We start from the raw sequence: 18415 nt of genomic DNA, 5'->3' as shown, positions 1-18415 counted from the left end.
CTTCGCCAGCCGTAGAATCAGTATAGACAGTTTTTCACCATTTTCATTCTCTGTGGTGAAGCGCTGATTTTTGCGCTTCATGGATGGCTAACGGGGCAGTTTAGTTTAAGATGGAGTACCCTTGATGTAAGAAGATAAATAAAAAAAACGATTTCTTTGAATGGAATCGACTTTCCCCAATCTTTGAGCTCGTGTAGCCTTCACTTTATCCATGAATTGTCACGGGTGCTTTAGTTATAAGTGGTTGCCTGTAAGGGGAGCTTTTTCTTATTGAACTAAAGGGGCAGTTTAGTTAAACAAGAAAAGCGGTTGAATGATGTTCTTTTTTGTATCGGAATCTGATTGATTTGTATATTAGTTCTTTAAGTATTTATTTTTAATATAAGGGGAAGATACCTACAAAATTCACATTAGAGGTGGCGACAATTCTTGAGAAAGTTAGTCATACTAGTCATGGGGATTGTTGGATTATTTTTCCCGATGCAAATGTTATTAGTAAAGGCGAATATTCAACCAAAATTAGAAGCAGAGGATGTTTCATTTATTCAAGTAAACCGTTTAAACGGGGAAACTCGTTCATTTAAGGAAAATAATGGATATTAGGAAGTAATCATCAATAAGGTTGTTAACTGGATAAACACATCAAGTCCATCAGAAGAAGCAATTGAGTTAGAGTTAAATAAAACTTCCATAGTCTCGATGATGAAAATAAAATTGATAAATGGGGACGTTGCGGTTATTGAACCTGCATATAATTGCGTGTTTGAAAACCAAGTAAAAACATGCACGATTGCAGATGGTGAGGTTATATATAGCCGTAATAATAAAAAAGTTCGATTGAACTCACTAGAACTTTATGATTGGCTCTTAGTTGGATGGAAATATGAAAGTGTTGGGGCACCAAAAGATGAGTTGCTTGAAGAAACTTTATATACCAGATATTTTTCCCATCTCGACAAAGCTTACTCAGACTTTGTCATGTGTCCAAAAATAGATAAAGTTGAAAGAATAAATGGCGATACAAGAAGACATATCATTCATGCAAGTGCGTTAAATTATAGTGCACATCATGGTGGCGGTCTCTTTGATAGAATCCATATCACGTTGACTGATACTCCAGAAAATGGTGTTAAAATAAATAAAGTTACTATACAAAAAGGTATTTCTGATAAAGAAAGCAGAATACAATATAGGCGGGAAAGTTAAAGTTTCTTCTTCAACTAACGGGTGCTTTAGTTCAAGAAGGAGTAAAGCCTTTTTCTTTATTGAACTAGAAGTGCAGAATAGTTAAAGAAGAAATGATATTTCAGCAAAAATGTGGGCAACCTAATAACATATTGTATTAGGTGGCGTTGAGAATTGAATAAAAGGGTCTTAGTTCTAATTTTATTTACTTACTTTTCATTATTTAGTATTTTTGTTAACGGAGAAGAAACAACATCTCCAATAAACGTTATCAAATATTATATTAATGATTTGAATAAAAATAAGTGGGAAGAGGCTACTTATTGGTGGGACAAAGAAAGTAGAAAAGAATTATTAAACTTTATCGCTAACAAAGAAAAACAAAAGTATAAACATGGCTTGTTGAATATTAAAGAAGCTAATCTGGTTAGGTGGAAAGAACTGCCTTATGAATACGGCAAACAATATTTACCTAATCGCTATATAGAGAAATTTAATAATCCAAGAGTGTTTTATGTTGGTATTAATTATAAAGTGCATTCACAGAACAAGTATTTTATTAATGGTGTTAATTACTTCTTGATTGCTATGGTTTTAGAAGATGGAATGTGGAAAATAGCTTTGTCTCCCCATGTTCCTGTTCAATCACTTATATATGATGGATACGGTTTTGGTACTGAGGATGAAAAGGCATACACTGAAAGAAGGTTGAAGTTTTATAATAATGAAATTGATTATTAATGGTTTTTGTTGTAACTCCCATGAAAATTAGTTCTTCAAGAAATGAAAAATGACAATACTTAAGAAGACCCCTACTTAATCGTTAAAAAAAAGAGGAGAGCAAAAATAAGTCCCTGTGGTGCAGCATTTTTTTGTGATGCATGGATGGCTAACGGGTGCTTTAGTTGAACAATCGGCTGCCTTTACAGGGCAGCTTTTTCTTATTGAGTAATGGAGTTAAATACTTCCGTAAACTCAGAAGATAGAACTTTCTAAATATTAATAGAGAACATTGGTCGCATAAGGTATGATTAAAAGTGTTACTGTTCATAACTTAATATTTACATTTGTTTCCTTAAATATTAAATTGGTGAATCTCGAGTTCTTTGTAGGTAGCTAAACCATTACAAAAGGGGATATTTTATGAAAGAATCAAAAAAAGTTTTGATGAGTGATCCATCGATTTTAACAATTATTGCAATGCCTTCACAGGAACCATTTATTGACCTTGTTAACTTTGATCCAGATATCGTTGTAGATCAATCTCTTGCCAACAGGAGTCAATACTTTTCTTTTGTCCGTCTTTCAGTAGCTAAGAAACTTTCCCTAGCTAAAAACTTTCTACCTAAAGATATTCGTTTTTTTATTAAAGAAGGTTATAGATCATTAGATATTCAAGAGATAGCTTTTAAGCGGTCTTTACAACGGGTAAAAGAAAATTCTCCATATCAGGATTTAGATTATTTAATTGCTGAGGCATCAAAATATGTAGCACCTCCTAATGTAGCTCCACATCCAACAGGTGGTGCAGTGGATTTAACCCTAATTGATTCAGATGGTATCGAATTGGATCTTGGCACACCATTTGATGCCATACCACATGAGACTGACAACGCAACTTTTTTTGATGCAACAAATATCTCTATAGAAGCCATTCAGAATCGTCAAATCCTTGCACACGCTCTTCAGTCTGTTGGATTCGTTAATTACTATACGGAATGGTGGCACTGGTCATATGGTGATAAATACTGGGCTGTCATGAATGACGTAGATGAAGCACTTTATAATCATGTTACAGATGAAGATTTGTTGGATTTATTGCAAGAGGCATAATTTGAACAAAGGTAGTTTAAATAATCCGGATGATAATCAAGACTTTTATGAACGCTCAATTTAATTGCTGTCGTCTGGAGAACTTTATCATTGTGTTAAAGGATGCTTTAGTTTAAACAAGACCATCATTTCGATGGTCTGTTTTTACGTCCAAAACATCAAGTAGATCTCGGAGATCGAGTGTGAAATGTTACACTTCAACTAACGCAGCAGTTTAGTTTAATAACGAAAATCATAATAACGCTCTGCATCTAAAGAAAAATACTAATAACTGCTAATTCTTTCAATATATAATTTTTAGAGGACCAAATATAATAATTATGGTCTTTTTTTCAATTTTCCGAGAGCTTTTCTATTTTTTTTCGTTATTATAAATGAAGGGAGTTGAGCAATTGACGGATTTTATAAGGAAGCTTCAACAGCGTCAGGAAAAGGCACTTGCCTTTGTAGTCGATACATATATGCCTTATGTAAAAGCAATAGCCAAGAAAATATTACAACACTCAGGGAAATGGTGCGGTAGATGAATGTGTGAATGATGTATTTTTAGCAGTTTGGCAAAATAGCACTAAGTTTAATGGAGATGAACAGGAATTTAAAAAATGGATTGGTACGATTGCAAAATTCAAAGCAATTGATATGTATAGGAAACAGAAAAAAAATGAAACGGTCAGTCTTGAGCATACGAAGGAACTAGAGGATTACAAAACTGGAGAGGTACTTTATTTAAGAAAAGAGCAGAAGGAATCGATTTTAATAGAATTGCAAACATTACCCGATACAGAACGCGAACTATTTTTGATGAAATTTTATTTAGATTTATCGAATGGAGAGATTGCTGCTGCGTTAGGTATTACAAAGTCAGCTGTTGAAAATCGATTGTATAGAGGGAAGAAAAAATTGGTAAAATTGCCTACGATAAAGGAGCGATTAGAATGAATGATTTACAAGAAATGCTTCAACTAAATATCGATGACATAGAGCCAGAGAGTGTGACAAAGATTGAGAAAAAACGTCTACTTCATAACATTTTGAATAAGAAAAAACATCGATTTCTTCATTATGCAGTAGCAGTTGGTTTAATGACCTTTGGAATTGGTTCTTCAGTATTGGTGCTTTCCCCAACGATTGCAGCTCAAATTCCAATTGTTCAAAACATCGTCGATTATTTTAATGGTGAGACAACACAATTTACGTATTTCAATGACTATGCAACGGTTATTGGCTCAATGCAAACGAGTAATGGTGTAACAATAGAAATTGGGGATGCAATTTTTGATGGAACAACAGTCACTATTGCGTTTGCAATTGAATCTGAAAAAGAAGATTTTGGTGAACACCCAATTTTTGGAAATCCAATAGTAACGAACGGAAACGTTCAAGGTAGTTCAGTTACATCGATTAAAAAAGTAACAGATACAACTTATGCTGGTGTTATAACCGTAACACCTGAGTTAACCGGAGGTTCACCACGTACAGTAAGTCTTTCATGGTCACCCGGAAGTGTTTGGAATCTTGAAACGGACGAAATCATCGAAGGCGATTGGTCATTTGAGTTCAAATTAAAAAAGATTAATGTTAAGGGTATACTTGTCGACTATACAGATACAAAGAAAGATTTCATACTTAATGTACCATCTGTAGATATAACAGGTTATACAATAAATGTTCCATTTGAGATTGAAATGCCTTCAAAATACGAGCTGTCTAACTTACCATATAGTATTGAGTTTGAAGTGAAAGATGAATTTGGAAATGACTATGAAATGCTTACAAACTTAGCAGGTAGTACAACCAAACATGCAGCAAAGGGGTCCTATACATTTGCGAATTTGCAAAGTGGTTCTGAAAGACTTACTATTACACCTAAGCTCATTCATGAAAATGAGGAAATATTGTTCGATTCATTTATAATTAATAACCCAGAAAAGTCAAGTAAGTAGGGTTTAATTGGCGTGATTGTTAACTTAAACTAAGAGTTTGTGAAAAAATGCACTTAATCTAACGGGTGCTTTAGTTAAACATGACCATCATTTCGGCGATCTATTGTGAAATGTTACACGTTAAACTAACGAAGCAGTTTAGTTGAACAAGGTTTTATAAGAAAATCTAAAATATAATAGTGTGTTTTGATTACAAATCAAAACATGCTTTTTTTTATCTTTATCTGGTTGTAACACTATAAATTAACTTTATAAATAATAGAATCAAAAATAACTTAGAAAAAATGAAGGAGTTGAAACTTTTTGTACGTCCAGATCACTCTAATTAATGAAGGGAGGGATTACACTGTGAAACATGATATACATACAGTGAAAAGAGCAATTAATGGAGACGCTAGAGCTTTCGAAGAATTACTTTTTTTAGAAGAAAAAATGCTATATTATAAAGCTCTTTCTTATGTTGGTAAGAAAGAAGACGCTTTGGATGCCATTCAAGAAACTTCATGCAAAGCGTTCCTTTCAATAGTCCAATTACAAAATCCAGAGTATTTTTCAACTTGGCTATTTAGAATTCTCATACGTGAATGCTACAAGTTATTAAAAAAGCGAGATCAAATCATACCTTATGAGGAAAATGAACTGTTAAAGAGATTAGAAAAAAAACAAGATAAAGATATAGAATCTTTTCATTTGAATGAGGCATTATCCAAACTTAATTCATCTTATCAAACATCCATCATCTTATTTTACTATCATGACCTTCCAATTCAGGAGATTTCCGAGATCATGGAAAAACCAGTTGGGACAATAAAAACTTATTTACGCAGAGCGAAGAAAAAATTAAAGAATGATTTAGAAAGGAGTTACAAATTAAATGAAAAAGTCACATAATCAGTTAAACGATTTCCCAAAAGAACAAGTTCGTTCAGCTATTCAACATGGTATTGCTCAAGCTGAAGCACAAATTAGTAACACGATGAATAGTGAACATAGTTATAAAGTTAAAAATGGAAAGCGTAAGATATTATATGCTATATGTAGTGTAGCAGCCGTTTTTGGAATATTGGTATGTTCGTCCTACTATTCTCCAGCTTTAGCAAGTAGCTTGTCTAAAATACCTATTATTGGTTCTGTTTTCGGTGATTCTAATCTAATCGGTTTACAACAAGCTCAAAAAAATGGTTTAACAAGCGAAATTGGGGAGACACAGGAAATCAATGGAATATCCGTTACCCTTGATGAAATTTTATATGATCAAAATAATATTACGATTGGTTATATAATAGAATCAGAAAAAGAACTGGGAGAATTCTATTTTAACGCCGGTGCGGATTTTACGATTAATGGTGAATTACCTAATGGATCTTCAGGTGGATATAGTGAAGATATCCAATCGCCAACAACTCGGACTGCAATTCAAGATATAACCGTAACCGAAGATATGCCGAATGCTTTCGAACTCGGTTTAATTTTACATGGGGTGAATGGAGAAACGTGGTATTTCTCAACTTCAATAAAACAAATTACTGACATTAGGAAGGTTCCTATTCAACATTCAGAAAATGTTGATGGCATTAATCTCACTGTTACAGAATTATCTATAAGTGAAACAGGTGTCAGCATTTCTTATGAAAGTTCAGAAGAAGGTACGGATTTTGAACTAAGTCGGGCTGGCGATATAGAATTCTTGATGGTTGATCAAGCTGGAAATGAAATTACAAGTCACTCAGGTGGAGTAACAGGTAAAAGGCTAAAAAATAGATTAGTGTTTAAGAGTAATAAGCAGTTTGATCCAATCAATTCAAATGTTACCGATTTGACAATCACTCCTTATTTAGCACTTCCAACGGGTGGAGGAGGAGTGGAATTTGATGAAAATGGCGAACCAAGGGAGTTAGAATTTAAAGGGGATTCTTTACAGCCAGTTGTGTTTGAATCTTTTAAAGTGAAAATAACACAATGAGTTCATTGTTTAAAAAGAGCTGATATTCAGCTTTTTTTATCTATATTTCAGGTAGAAAATTATTAAGTGAATGAATTCACTTAAACTAACGGGTGCTTTACTTCAAGAAGGAGTAAAGCCATTTTTCTTATTGAACTAAAGAAGCAGTTTAGTTGAATAGTGTTGTTCAGCAATCGGGCCATATTGTTGAGGAACGTAAACAGATAATTATATATAATACATCCGAGTAAAAAGTCGCCAATACCATCTGGCATTGTAAATCTAGGAGCATAAAGGCTTGGTCAAAGTTCTTCAGTAATATCATTCTCATATACAGTAGCAACCTATATGATTTATCCCGCAAAAGTTGCAAAATGAAGATATTCCAGTTTATTAAGAACTTTTGAAGTTAATTTTGACCGGTAGAAACAATATGGTAAATACGGGCAAATCTGCCTATCGAAAAATGATGAAAATAGATAAATAAATCCAACCAGTTTCATCCAGCCAATTCATATGCCCCAATACTTTCTAACCCTTTTCACCAATTCTGGTTATCTTTGCAATATCAAAAAAATATCTTAACAATTGTGTGGTAGTATTTGGTTGTATTGAAAAATACGAATACCCATTAGGAGACGTTTAAGATGATGAACTATTTAACTAGTAAAGCGAAAAGAAAAGTGTTGAGTGTACTAGCAGCATCTGCATTATTAGTACCAGTTACTTTTTCAACTATTGGAGATAACGTTCAAGCAGCACAAATTAAAGATGTAGCAGTAACTTATGACGTGAGTGATTTTGCTTTTTCTTTAGGATCTGACGAGTCACAACGTACATTCAATTGGTATACAGATAAAACAGATCAAGCTGGAGTTGTTCAATTTGCAAAAGCCAACAATGGGTATGGACAAAAATTCCCCAAAGGTAAAACGGTGACAGTTGAGGCAACATTAGAAGATGCAACTAGTGGGGAATCTAGTCATGAAGCGACGATTACTGGTTTAAAAGAAAATACAACTTACAACTATCGTTTTGGTGATGGAGAAGGAAAATGGAGTGAGTCGTATACATTTACGGTGCGCGAAGCTGAAGCTGTAGATGGACAAACAACTGTAACTGGTGATGTTAAATTCACAAACTCAGTATTCAACGCTTCTATTGCTCAAGAAATTACTTTAGATGACGATGACTTAAATTTAAGTTCAACTGCATTAGAGACAGTAGTAGTAACTGTAACTGACGGTAATGTGACAGCTAATGTTACATTAACTGAAGATGAAGTTGATGAAGGTACATTTACTGGTGAACTTAGCCTTGCTCAATTAGCTGCATTTGCTGATCACAAAGGGAATCCCTATGGTATCGAAAGAACATTAACAGTAACTTACAATGATGCTGCAGATGTTAATGGTGATGCTGTAATAGATAAAGATGAAGCAACATTAGACACTGCTGTTCCTGGAATCAATGTTGCTGAAGATTTTTATTTAGCTACTGATGGATTTACAGCTAAATTTCTTGAAGTTGGTGCAACAGTAACAGTATATCAAAATGGAACTTCTGTAACTTCTGAAGTTGTTGATGCTAACGGAGCAGTAACAATTACCGGTTTACCTATTGACACAAAATATGAAGTAACTATTTCTGATGCAGCTGGAAATGAATCTGAAGCATTTTTAATTTGGTTATGGTAAAACACTAGATCAAATTAAAACTGATTTAGGTGATAATGTAAATTTATTAGTAGGTGAGAAAGAAGTAGTTGTACCAGTGGTATGGGCTGACAATACTGTAGAAGCATATAACAATGCTGCAGCAGCAACATATGTGTTTTACAGGAACAATCGATGAATTACCTACTGGGTAAGAAGATGAAACTGATACAATCACTGAAGTAAATGTAAATATTGTTGTATCTTAATAAATGTAAGGCATTACTACTTGATGTAACCAGACACATTGTTCCACATTTTAAGTAGAAGGAAGAGTCTGTTGGAGAATAATCTCTGACAGGCTTTTTCTTTTACTAAAATCGATGGATAAAGTTCTTGAAAATCATTACAATTGGCTAATTAAAAGTAGAACTAACTTAGGAAAGAACGGTTATATTTGCGATTATGCTCGTCTGTACCCTTCAAAAAGTCAATCTACGAAAAATCATCCTATTATTTTTAGGGTGATTTGTTTTTCAACAATCGGGCGCGATTGTTTAATAAGGGTCCCTTTTCTTATTCAACTAACGGGTGCTTTAGTTAGACAAGATCATCATTTCGATGGTCTGTTTTTTTATCCGAAACAACAAGTAGATCTCAGAAATCCATTGTGAAATGGTACACTTAAACTAAAGAAGCAGGTTAGTTCAATAAGAAAAAATGGATTTTTGACATTTTCAGATGGGAAATATATTTAAATTTGGAACCTTCATTTAATTCAAACGTAAAATTAGGCAGTGTTAATGATTAGGGGTGAAGGAATGGTTAGAAGAAGAGGAACGTATCAAATAAAAATTCGTGACAAGCAGCTCGTTTGTTTATTTTGTCAGCACGATGAATTTCTGCATCGTGAAGTTTATTTGGATTTAAATCCTTTAGGTGAAACGGTAACAGATCAGCTCACATTGCAATCATTTTACTGCACGTCTTGTGGTGATATCCGGATGTTTCAAGAAAAGAATCGATTTAATCATACGTTACAAAAACATGTATCTATTATTGAATACACGGAAGTGATAAAAGAATGAGTGGTATGGATGAATCTCTACGCCCCCAAAAAAGTCGTATTACGATTTATGATGAGCCTGTTATTTGTAGTTTTTGTTCACATGATGTGTATATACCTCATGAAGTTATTGTGAATGTTGAACAACCAGGTGTCGGTGTACGTCATGTTCGTTATACAGCAATTTGTCAATATTGTGGTCAAGCCAAACATTTTGGAGATCCAAGTCATTATGATACCGAAAAAGAAGATTATATTTGGGCATTGAATCAGTATTTAATTTCCGTTAGAAGTTATAAGATTAAGATTGTATTCTATGTTGGGAAAAAAAGTAACGATAAAATAACTTCTTTTACAAATAAGCTAATTCAAGATTTCGGTATAGAAGTAGATAATATAAAGACGAGTAATTTAAAAGGAGTAGGAGAACTTCAAATAAAGATTTCAAGTTTAAATGAAATACAAAATATCAGATCTCATATAATGAACTCCGCGAGGCGACTATATATAACGCTAAAGGATCTAACCATTAAATAGGATTATCTAATTCTGTCATTATGTGTAAAAACAAAATTATTGGCCCAATTAGTAGTCTCAAAAACAAAATCAACCTCAATTTTTCTTGTTATCTTGACCTAAACGGGTAGATTAATTTTTTATACTTAATACGACTAAAATTGTAATATAAGAATGCTTCTTCAACTAACCGGTGCTTTAGTTCAGAACATGGGGTTGCTTAGGCAGCTCTTTTTTCTTATTGAATTAATGCGACAGTTTAGTGAAAGATTAAATTATAAACACTCATGGAGAAGTAACGACCAAAGGTGATAGTTACACTTCTAGTTCAATTTATTTATAAGTATATTAAGTTAATGTTGGGTGGTAGAGAGGTTCTCTTCTATCTGCTTGTTGAATAAAATGATATTTGAAGTTTAGCGGGAATACACATAAAAAGATGGAGGGGTGTGTTTATGTTCAAAAAAGGATTAATTTTAATCTGCACAGTAATTTTATCATTAGTCAGTGCGGGCTGTAATGAAGAAGAACCAATAAAAGAAGAAGTTATTCAACACAATTGGAAAGAAAGTTCTCTTTTTGAATCAGGCAGTTACACAATGATTGGTGAAGAAGGACGTTTAGGTTTTCTTTACAATGATAGTGAAGTAGATAGATTCTATCCAAATAAAACACAAAAGTATATGTGGCATTTTTGGGGAAATGAAGATGAGTTGATTGGTGACATTGAAGTTTTAGGAACTCACGAAAACAGTAATGAGGAAATAATAGTTGTACCAAGAAAAGAAAATACTTTTCTTAGTCCTAATAATGGTGCAGATCAGCACTCTCCAACAAATATGATGCTTCCTAAAAGTGGAATGTGGAAGTTAGACGCTTATATTGGAGATAGACTATTTGGAAGTGTTTATGTAAAAGTTCATGAGAAATAATGGATTATTGAACTAACGGGTGCTTTACTACAAGAAGGAGTAAAGCCTTTTTTCTTATTGAACTAAAGGGGCAGGTTAGTTTAAGAAGCAAAATAATAGGATTTGCGTTCAATTTCCATATACTGTATATTTAGCGGAGTTATGTTGGGATTCGAATCTTCAACTCTAGGGTTCAAAGTTCAAGTGCAACTGTAGCAATTCTACAAGGTCTTTATGCGGAAAATCTTCTTTCATTACAAGGTTCTCTTCCATTTTTTTTTTGAAGGTAATATTGGTACAACTATTACTGCAGTACTTGCTTCTTTAGGGACACTGTACATAAGAAAATTACTAAATAAAGAAGGTGATCTCATGCTAAAAATTCCAAGTAAACGCGCACAAAATATAAAGGCTAAACAACGAGCAAGTATTACTTTTCGTATGAACATATTGTTTTTCTCGATATTTATACTTTTTACAATGCTAATACTAAGATTAGGCTATTTACAAATCGTAAAAGGAGAATATTATACAAATGAATTAGCCAAGACCGAAGAAGTCCCGGTAAATACTAGTGTACCCCGTGGTCGAATTTTCGATAGTGAAGGACGGATAATGGTTGATAATCTTCCGCAACGAGCTATAACGTATACAAAAATGCAAACAACGAAGTCAAAAAAGATGTATGAAATTGCAGAAATATTAAGTAATTTAATAGAAAAGAAACCAAACAATATTACCAAAAGTGATTTGCAAGATTTCTGGTTAAAAAAATATCCAGAAGAAGCACTTGAATTAGTGACAGAAGAAGAACGTAAAGAAATAGAAACGGATGAAGAAGTAGAAAAAAAAGACCAAAATAGAGCAATCGACCGTTTGACTAGAAGTAGAATTACAGAAGAACAGCTGAATTCTTTTACTCCAGAAGAATTAGAAATCATTGCTATTTATCGAGAAATGGCCTCTGGATATGCATTATCTCCTCAGATTATTAAAGGGGATGACGTAAAAGAAGAAGTTACAGTAGAAGAATTTGCACGTGTATCTGAGAGACTAGATGGTTTAGAGGGAGTAAATACTACAACAGATTGGAGAAGAGTAAAAACTTCTTCACTAGCTATATTAGGCTCAACTACATTACCAAAAGTAGGTATTCCAAAGGATCGATTAGATTATTTTCTTTCTCGAGACTATTCTCGAAATGACCGTGTAGGTACAAGTTATATTGAACAACAATATGAGGAAGTCCTCCAAGGTCAAAAAAGTGTGGTCAAAAACATAACGGATGGAAAAGGAAGAGTTATCGATATTCAGACAGTTTATGAAGGAAAACCTGGGAAAGATTTAGTGTTAACAATGGACAGTGAAGTTCAATTAGCGCATGAAGAAATTCTAGCAGAAGAACTACTTAAATTTAGTAAAAACAGTGGTGGTCAATATTTGCAAAATGCATATTTTATCATGATGAATCCTTATACGGGTGAAGTACTTTCACTAGTAGGTAAACGAATTGGAAAAAATGAAGAAACAGGTGCAAAAGAAATTAATGACTACGCATTTGGCGCATTTACTAATGCATATGAAGTTGGATCCACTGTGAAGCCAGGTACTATACTTACAGGTTATCGCGAGGGTGTGTATCCAATCGGTGGCTCATTAGTGGATGAACCTATCCGTATAAAGGATTCGCAACCAAAAAGTTCTGTATTTAACCGATTCGGAAGTGTACGAATGAATGACTTACAAGCGCTAGAGCGTTCTTCCAACGTATATATGTTTAAAACAGCATATGGAGTTGCCGGCAGTACTTATAGACCAAACCAATCTATTAACTTTGGGACAGATGCCTTTCTTAAAATGAGAAGTGGTTATGCTCAACTTGGACTCGGAGCATTAACAGGTATAGATTTACCTGGAGAAGTGAACGGAAGTACAGGTGGATTTGAAGATGGTAAGCTGCTAGATTTAAGTATTGGACAGTTTGATACGTACACTACATTGCAATTAGCACAATTTGTTTCTACGCTTGCTAATGGTGGTAATAGAATTCAACCTCATGTAGTCAAGGAAATTAGAAAGCCTTCTGAGGATGGCGTCCAGCTCGGTAACGTAGTAAAAGAAATTACGCCAACTATATTAAACACAGTAGATAACACAAGAGAGGAAATCGAACGTGTTCGTCAGGGTATGAGACTTGTATATTTTAGTAGAGGAGGAACGGCGAATAAAGCCTTTGGAAATGCTCCATTTACTGGGGGAGGAAAAACAGGCACTGCTCAAGCTAGCTATTTTGATGCCGAGTTATGGCAAACATTTAATACTGTAAACTTAACCCATGTCGGTTTTGCACCATATGGCAATCCGGAAATAGCATACGCACTCGTTATCCCGCATGCTTCGTTGGAATCATCATACAAAACAAATTTTTCTACTCCAATAGCACGAAGACTTGTCGATAAATATTTTGAGATTAAGCTAAAAAATAATACGACATCAGTAAATGATTCAACTTCAACTCCACTTATAAAACCAGCATTTACAAATGCTAAAATAGATGAAGAAGACACAGAAGAATAACTCTTTTAATAAGGAACGGGTGCTTTACTTCAAGAAGGAGTAAAGCATTTTTTCTTATTGAACTAACGCGGCAGGTTAGTTGAACAATAAAAATAAAAAGCATTCTATATTGAATGCTTTTTATTTTTATCATAATTAGGTGATGTACTAGAGTTTGTTAATGTGCGATCCAATACCTTTTCGGTAAAAGGCATAAAGTAATAATATTATCCCCCCCAAGCCTCTTTTAAAAGCTTCACGCCTTTTTGAATTTCACCACAGGTAAGATTACTAAATCCAAGTTTAATAATTGCTTCTGCAGGGCGGTTTTTTATGAAATAGATAGAGGTAGGATAGACTTTTATCCCATAAATGGAAGCACGCTCGATTAACCATTCTTCTGAACGATTTAGATGTACCTTAACTATAACGTACAAACCAGACTGTTCCCCAATAATGGATATACTTTGTTTGAAGTGTTTTTTTAATTCTGAAACTAAGCACTGCATTTTCCGCTTATACACAAGTCGCATTCGTTTTATATGACGATTCCATTCTCCCTCTTCCATAAATTTAGCCATTGTAAGCTGGCTTAGGAGTGAAGAGGTACTCTCGAAATGAAGAAATTGGTTTTTATAACGATTTAATACTAACCGCGGCAGCACCATATAACTTAGGCGGATTCCTGGAAGAAAGGACTTTGAGAAATTCCCTAGGTAAATGACTCTTGTTGAATCAATGGATGCAAGTGCTGGAAATGGTTGTTGAGTATAGCGAAATTCACTATCATAATCGTCTTCGATAATATATCCTTTTCTCTTGGTAGCCCATTGAATGAGCTTTTGCCTTTGTTGAATGGACATGCTTATACCTATTGGGCTTTGATGGGAAGGTGTCACATATATTAAGCGTGACATCATATTTTCTAATTGTGAAAACTCAGCACCTGTTTCATCAACTGGTAAAGTTTCAAGTGTAAAACGATGGAATAGAAATGCCTCTTTAGCTCCATCATACCCTGGATCCTCCAAGATTACGCTTGAGAAATCATCCTTTAGGATTTGTCCAAGATTAATTAACATTTGCTGTGTGCTGCTCCCAATGATAATTGCATTTGAATCTGTCTTTACCCCGCGAGATTGGAGTAAATAGACAGCAATTTGGTTACGCAAACACATTTCACCAAAAGGATCCCCGTATAGAAAACTCTCCTGTAAGGTCAGTACTGAATTAGTAATTCTTCTCCAAGCTTTTAGAGGAAAGTTTGTTTGATCTACAGCCCCTGCTTTAAAATCAACGAAAAATGATGTCACCGGGTCAGTTTGCTTGCTAGGAATAGAGATGACTTCCTCCTGAAATAAACGAGGCTCTAATTCATTAACAAAGTAGCCTTTTCTTCCTTCTCCCCGAATATAGCCTTCTGCCACAAGCTGATCATAAGCCATTAATGTCGTATTGCGACTGACTTGCAGGGAATCAGCCAGTTGACGTATGGAAGGTAATTGTTCGTTTTCCGGTAGGTCCCCATGCTCAATAAATAATTTAAATCGCTCATATATCTGTTTGTATTTAGAAGAGTGATCGTCTAAAGCAAAAATGATATTTTTCATTATAAATCGCCTCTGACATGTCTATTTTATTTAAATTGTACCTTTTTATATGTCAATTATTATATTACTATGTTGACTAACAGATATCCATAAGCTTTAAAAATAATCAGAAAAATATAAGGGGGATTCGATGCTAAATATTGCTGAGTTGAGCGCATTTATTCTGGTTGTCTTCGGATTGTTTTTGATCCCAGGTCCTGCTGTCTTGTTAATGATCTCTCGATCGGCTCATGAGGGGACCAAAACAGGTATTATAACCGGTCTAGGCATTGCAACAGGTGATTTCATTCATGTGTTATTAGCAGCTGTTGGATTTTCAGCAATTCTTATGACTTCTACGGTTGCTTTTAATATTGTAAAAATCGCCGGAGCAGCGTATTTGTTATATATGGGTATTCGGGCATTATTGGCAAAAGCATCATCAATAAAAATGCCTGATGTTGTACAGGAGTCACTACTTAAAGTATACAGGCATGGAATATTGGTAGAAGCTTTGAATCCGAAAACAGCACTTTTCTTTTTAGCTTTATTTCCGCAATTTGTCAATGCAGAGAGCGGTACAATCGTAACGCAATTTTTAATTTTAGGTGTAATTTTTGTTGTATTAACTGTTATTTATACAACGATTTTATCCTTCTTTACTGGAACAATTGGACAATTAATCAAGCGGGGAAATGGAATAAATAGGTGGGGTCAAAAAGTTTTAGGTCTGCTTTATATTGGTCTAGGCTTGCAAGTATTACTCCTAGGTCCACACTCATTTTTCTGAAGATTATAAGAACTTCTTCTAAAGGTTTCAGTAAATCATTTTAATATGAAAAGGAGCAAGCCATTATGTATATTCCAAAATATTTTAAAGTCACAAATATCAATGAAATTATAGAATTTATGGAGAGGAACTCATTTGCTACAATAGTCACAACTAAAAAAGGGAAACCCATAGCTTCCCACCTTCCATTGAGGCTTCATAAACATGGAGAGGATTATTATTTAACAGGACATATGGCATATGGGAATCCTCAATGGAGAACATTTGAAACAGGTGAAGATGTTCTAGTCATATTTCAGGGACCACATGGTTATATTTCTTCATCATGGTACGAGCATGAAAATGTACCCACATGGAATTACCAAGCAGTACATGTATATGGCCAAGCAAGTATATTAGGTGAAGAAGAGTTGAAACAAGATCTTTCAGAGTTGCTAGAGAAGTATGAAAAGCAACGTGAAAACCCAGTATTATGGGATAAGTTATCGCCTCAGCTATTAGAAAGTCAACTAAAAGGGATTGTTGGCTTTAAAATAAAAGTGCAAGAAGTACAAGCGGCTTATAAATTAAGTCAGAATAGAAATGAAGAGGATTATCATAACATTGTTGAAAAATTACAAGAAGAAGAAAATCTAAATTCCCATCAATTAGCAGAAGCGATGAAAAAAATAAAAAATAAGGGGGATTGAGAGGTTAGTTTGTGAAGATTTTCACTTAAACTAACGGGTGCTTTAGTTTAATAAGAAAAGATCATTAGGGAACGCTAAAATGAGGTGGTGAACTAATGAAAAAATACATTATTTTTACGGTTGCATTTCTTCTTGTTGTTACACTTAATAAAGCAGGGGCTACAATAGAAGAATATACTGTAATAGCAAAATCTGATAAAGACGATATAACTGTCTATGCGAAAAAAATGGGAGGACTATATCGAGATTTTAAAATTGATTTCAAAGGGGAGACTTACTTTAGACCTTATTGGATGAACGTTACTAATCCTACCTATGCCCCGCAAATTATTTACGAAGATATAAACAAAGACGCGAAGAAAGAGCTAATTATAATTTTAACTAAAGGTTACGGTACTGGTGTTGTAGATCAAGAAGTTTATGTTTATAGAAATACAAATGGATTGTTTGATGTGCTTGTTGATGATCCTATGGCAATTATCTACAAAGATGTAAAAACCAAGTTAACAACAGAAAAAGCAGAAATTAGAATAGGCGACAAAATATATAAAGTTGATATAACCCCTTTAGAAATAAAGCCTACAAACTTATTTGAGGGTATTGCTTTTGGTGGTGTAATTAAATATGAAGTAAAAGACCATCAACTTATTGCTACAATCTCAGGTCAAATTTCCCCAGCTAGCTTTGTTGGTGAAATTGTTATTGTTTATGAATATCGTGACAGTATGTATCAAGCAAAATCAATTGAATTTCAACGCTATAATTTTTGAGTTATTCTACTAACGGGTGCTTTACTTGAAGAACACTTAGGTGGTAAAACGGAACTTTTTCTTATTCAACAAAAGAAGCAGGATAGTTAAAGAACATTTAGGGTACGTTACTTTAAAAAAGGAGTAACCTAAATGAAAAATCCATTCTTAATTAGTTTTTATACGCTTATATTTTCGTTCAGTCTTTCCATGTTATTAGGAAATCCTGTTTATTCACAAACTACACCTTCAGATAAAATTGAATATTTATATCCTGCAAATAAGGAAAAAGTTTTTGATGAAACTGTGGATGAATTTTACCAGGCATTAAGAGACATAAAGTATCCTGTACATCAGGAGCTATATCAAAGATATCAGCAGAAGCCAAAGCAACTGCAAAGACATTTGGATACTGTTCTTTTTAAAGAAATGCCTGATGCATCTATAAACATTAGGGAAAAGTTATTGTTTAATGAGATAGAAGGATTAAATTATATAATTTCTGATGGAAATATTCTTCGTCCTTACCCTGAAATAGATATTAACTACCATCAGACTGTTAGCCCTGATAGGCAAGTTTATTTCTTTTATTCCTTTAAAGACACAGAAAAAGAATTTAGAGGTAGATATGCAATTTATGATGTTGAAACAAAAGAAATGGTAGCAGGTGGAGGTACTTATATGCCAAAGTCATTTAGGGGAAATAGCTAAAAGATTTTGTTCGTCTTGTTCAACTAACGGGTGCTTTACTTCAATAAGAAAAGAAATGATAAAATAAAGGGGAAATTAGTTAGAATTATTATTGGCTACTACCCGACTTTGTTTGGTCATATCCTGAAAATCACTTAGATTACTTTGCAAAATATTGAATATTTGAAGGTAAGTATTTCTAATTGATGCCAAATACTTTTATGTTTACTTGTCGAATTTTTGTCATTCATAAGTACATCCTATTACAAGGAGGTGCGAGGAATGGCAATTCGGATTTTAA

General features: G+C 33.9%; 19 protein-coding genes and 1 pseudogene. 18 read left to right on the top strand and 2 right to left on the bottom strand.

Going from position 1 to position 18415, the window contains the following annotated elements; all coding sequences use genetic code 11:
* Positions 1–429 precede the first annotated feature (429 nt).
* The 14 genes from BMZ04_RS22565 (at position 430) to BMZ04_RS21035 (ending at position 13628) form a co-directional block, all read left to right on the top strand.
* On the top strand, positions 430–603 hold the full coding sequence (locus BMZ04_RS22565; RefSeq protein WP_177184536.1) for a hypothetical protein: 174 nt from the start codon (positions 430–432) through the stop codon (positions 601–603).
* A gap of 96 nt (positions 604–699) precedes the next feature.
* Entirely contained in the window at positions 700–1206 is a 507-nt protein-coding gene (locus BMZ04_RS21090; RefSeq protein WP_093277427.1) for a hypothetical protein, read from the top strand.
* Positions 1207–1359: 153 nt separating this feature from the next.
* Complete coding sequence (locus BMZ04_RS21085) at positions 1360–1926, top strand: hypothetical protein (protein WP_093277426.1); 567 nt, start codon at positions 1360–1362, stop codon at positions 1924–1926.
* 402 nt (positions 1927–2328) lie between these two features.
* Positions 2329–3018 carry a M15 family metallopeptidase gene (locus tag BMZ04_RS21080; protein ID WP_093277424.1) on the top strand — a complete coding sequence of 230 codons (690 nt, stop codon included), beginning with the start codon at positions 2329–2331 and terminating at the stop codon, positions 3016–3018.
* A gap of 392 nt (positions 3019–3410) precedes the next feature.
* Complete coding sequence (locus tag BMZ04_RS23005) at positions 3411–3545, top strand: hypothetical protein (RefSeq protein ID WP_255368063.1); 135 nt, start codon at positions 3411–3413, stop codon at positions 3543–3545.
* 4 nt (positions 3546–3549) lie between these two features.
* The gene (locus BMZ04_RS21075) at positions 3550–3957 is read left to right on the top strand and encodes a sigma-70 family RNA polymerase sigma factor (RefSeq protein WP_255368061.1); all 408 of its coding nucleotides are present in this window, start codon (positions 3550–3552) and stop codon (positions 3955–3957) included.
* The gene (locus tag BMZ04_RS21070) at positions 3954–4961 is read left to right on the top strand and encodes a DUF4179 domain-containing protein (RefSeq protein ID WP_093277420.1); all 1008 of its coding nucleotides are present in this window, start codon (positions 3954–3956) and stop codon (positions 4959–4961) included. The genes BMZ04_RS21075 and BMZ04_RS21070 overlap by 4 nt, the downstream gene beginning before the upstream one ends.
* Positions 4962–5309: 348 nt before the next feature.
* Positions 5310–5852, top strand: a complete 543-nt coding sequence (locus tag BMZ04_RS21065; RefSeq protein WP_093277418.1) for a sigma-70 family RNA polymerase sigma factor — start codon at positions 5310–5312, stop codon at positions 5850–5852.
* Positions 5836–6924 (top strand): DUF4179 domain-containing protein, encoded by a 1089-nt coding sequence (locus BMZ04_RS21060; protein ID WP_093277415.1) that lies wholly within the window; start codon positions 5836–5838, stop codon positions 6922–6924. Before BMZ04_RS21065 ends, BMZ04_RS21060 begins: the two co-directional genes overlap by 17 nt.
* 626 nt (positions 6925–7550) lie before the next feature.
* Positions 7551–8600, top strand: a complete 1050-nt coding sequence (locus tag BMZ04_RS21055) for a fibronectin type III domain-containing protein (protein WP_093277412.1) — start codon at positions 7551–7553, stop codon at positions 8598–8600.
* Between the two features lie 779 nt (positions 8601–9379).
* Positions 9380–9646 (top strand): hypothetical protein, encoded by a 267-nt coding sequence (locus BMZ04_RS21050; protein ID WP_093277409.1) that lies wholly within the window; start codon positions 9380–9382, stop codon positions 9644–9646.
* Entirely contained in the window at positions 9643–10161 is a 519-nt protein-coding gene (locus tag BMZ04_RS21045) for a hypothetical protein (RefSeq protein WP_093277404.1), read from the top strand. Before BMZ04_RS21050 ends, BMZ04_RS21045 begins: the two co-directional genes overlap by 4 nt.
* A 434-nt stretch (positions 10162–10595) precedes the next feature.
* Positions 10596–11072: a hypothetical protein gene (locus BMZ04_RS21040; RefSeq protein ID WP_093277401.1), complete on the top strand. Its 477-nt coding sequence runs from the start codon at positions 10596–10598 to the stop codon at positions 11070–11072.
* Between the two features lie 351 nt (positions 11073–11423).
* Positions 11424–13628, top strand: a complete 2205-nt coding sequence (locus tag BMZ04_RS21035; protein WP_093277398.1) for a peptidoglycan D,D-transpeptidase FtsI family protein — start codon at positions 11424–11426, stop codon at positions 13626–13628.
* A gap of 104 nt (positions 13629–13732) precedes the next feature.
* Here the strand turns inward: BMZ04_RS21035 and BMZ04_RS23230 are convergent.
* A pseudogene (locus BMZ04_RS23230) lies at positions 13733–13847 on the bottom strand (YitT family protein); the annotation flags it as partial.
* Entirely contained in the window at positions 13835–15217 is a 1383-nt protein-coding gene (locus BMZ04_RS21030) for a MocR-like pyridoxine biosynthesis transcription factor PdxR (RefSeq protein WP_093277396.1), read from the bottom strand. The gene BMZ04_RS21030 and the pseudogene BMZ04_RS23230, both read right to left, overlap by 13 nt.
* 130 nt (positions 15218–15347) lie before the next feature.
* On the opposite strand from BMZ04_RS21030, the gene BMZ04_RS21025 reads away from it, so the two are divergent.
* The 4 genes from BMZ04_RS21025 (at position 15348) to BMZ04_RS21010 (ending at position 18135) form a co-directional block, all read left to right on the top strand.
* A complete protein-coding gene (locus BMZ04_RS21025) occupies positions 15348–15986 on the top strand; it encodes a LysE family translocator (protein ID WP_093277395.1) in 639 nt (212 codons plus the stop codon).
* A gap of 65 nt (positions 15987–16051) precedes the next feature.
* Positions 16052–16675 (top strand): FMN-binding negative transcriptional regulator, encoded by a 624-nt coding sequence (locus BMZ04_RS21020; RefSeq protein WP_093277393.1) that lies wholly within the window; start codon positions 16052–16054, stop codon positions 16673–16675.
* A 95-nt stretch (positions 16676–16770) separates the two neighbouring features.
* On the top strand, positions 16771–17445 hold the full coding sequence (locus BMZ04_RS21015; protein ID WP_093277391.1) for a hypothetical protein: 675 nt from the start codon (positions 16771–16773) through the stop codon (positions 17443–17445).
* A gap of 132 nt (positions 17446–17577) precedes the next feature.
* On the top strand, positions 17578–18135 hold the full coding sequence (locus tag BMZ04_RS21010) for a hypothetical protein (RefSeq protein WP_093277387.1): 558 nt from the start codon (positions 17578–17580) through the stop codon (positions 18133–18135).
* Positions 18136–18415: the final 280 nt, after the last annotated feature.

The sequence above is a fragment of the Psychrobacillus sp. OK032 genome, assembly GCF_900111345.1.
Classification (GTDB): Bacteria; Bacillota; Bacilli; order Bacillales_A; family Planococcaceae; genus Psychrobacillus.
Note: the sequence above shows the minus strand (reverse complement) of the source record. Positions and strands in the feature narration are given on the sequence as shown.

Excerpts from the sequence above, each read along its gene's own strand:
- BMZ04_RS21090 (WP_093277427.1), top strand. The coding sequence starts at position 700 with ATGATGAAAATAAAATTGATAAATGGGGACGTTGCGGTTATTGAACCT.
- BMZ04_RS21080 (WP_093277424.1), top strand. The coding sequence starts at position 2,329 with ATGAAAGAATCAAAAAAAGTTTTGATGAGTGATCCATCGATTTTAACA.
- BMZ04_RS21070 (WP_093277420.1), top strand. The coding sequence starts at position 3,954 with ATGAATGATTTACAAGAAATGCTTCAACTAAATATCGATGACATAGAG.
- BMZ04_RS21060 (WP_093277415.1), top strand. The coding sequence starts at position 5,836 with ATGAAAAAGTCACATAATCAGTTAAACGATTTCCCAAAAGAACAAGTT.
- BMZ04_RS21055 (WP_093277412.1), top strand. The coding sequence starts at position 7,551 with ATGATGAACTATTTAACTAGTAAAGCGAAAAGAAAAGTGTTGAGTGTA.
- BMZ04_RS21050 (WP_093277409.1), top strand. The coding sequence starts at position 9,380 with ATGGTTAGAAGAAGAGGAACGTATCAAATAAAAATTCGTGACAAGCAG.
- BMZ04_RS21045 (WP_093277404.1), top strand. The coding sequence starts at position 9,643 with ATGAGTGGTATGGATGAATCTCTACGCCCCCAAAAAAGTCGTATTACG.
- BMZ04_RS21040 (WP_093277401.1), top strand. The coding sequence starts at position 10,596 with ATGTTCAAAAAAGGATTAATTTTAATCTGCACAGTAATTTTATCATTA.
- BMZ04_RS21035 (WP_093277398.1), top strand. The coding sequence starts at position 11,424 with ATGCTAAAAATTCCAAGTAAACGCGCACAAAATATAAAGGCTAAACAA.
- BMZ04_RS21030 (WP_093277396.1), bottom strand. The coding sequence starts at position 15,217 with ATGAAAAATATCATTTTTGCTTTAGACGATCACTCTTCTAAATACAAA.
- BMZ04_RS21025 (WP_093277395.1), top strand. The coding sequence starts at position 15,348 with ATGCTAAATATTGCTGAGTTGAGCGCATTTATTCTGGTTGTCTTCGGA.
- BMZ04_RS21020 (WP_093277393.1), top strand. The coding sequence starts at position 16,052 with ATGTATATTCCAAAATATTTTAAAGTCACAAATATCAATGAAATTATA.
- BMZ04_RS21015 (WP_093277391.1), top strand. The coding sequence starts at position 16,771 with ATGAAAAAATACATTATTTTTACGGTTGCATTTCTTCTTGTTGTTACA.
- BMZ04_RS21010 (WP_093277387.1), top strand. The coding sequence starts at position 17,578 with ATGAAAAATCCATTCTTAATTAGTTTTTATACGCTTATATTTTCGTTC.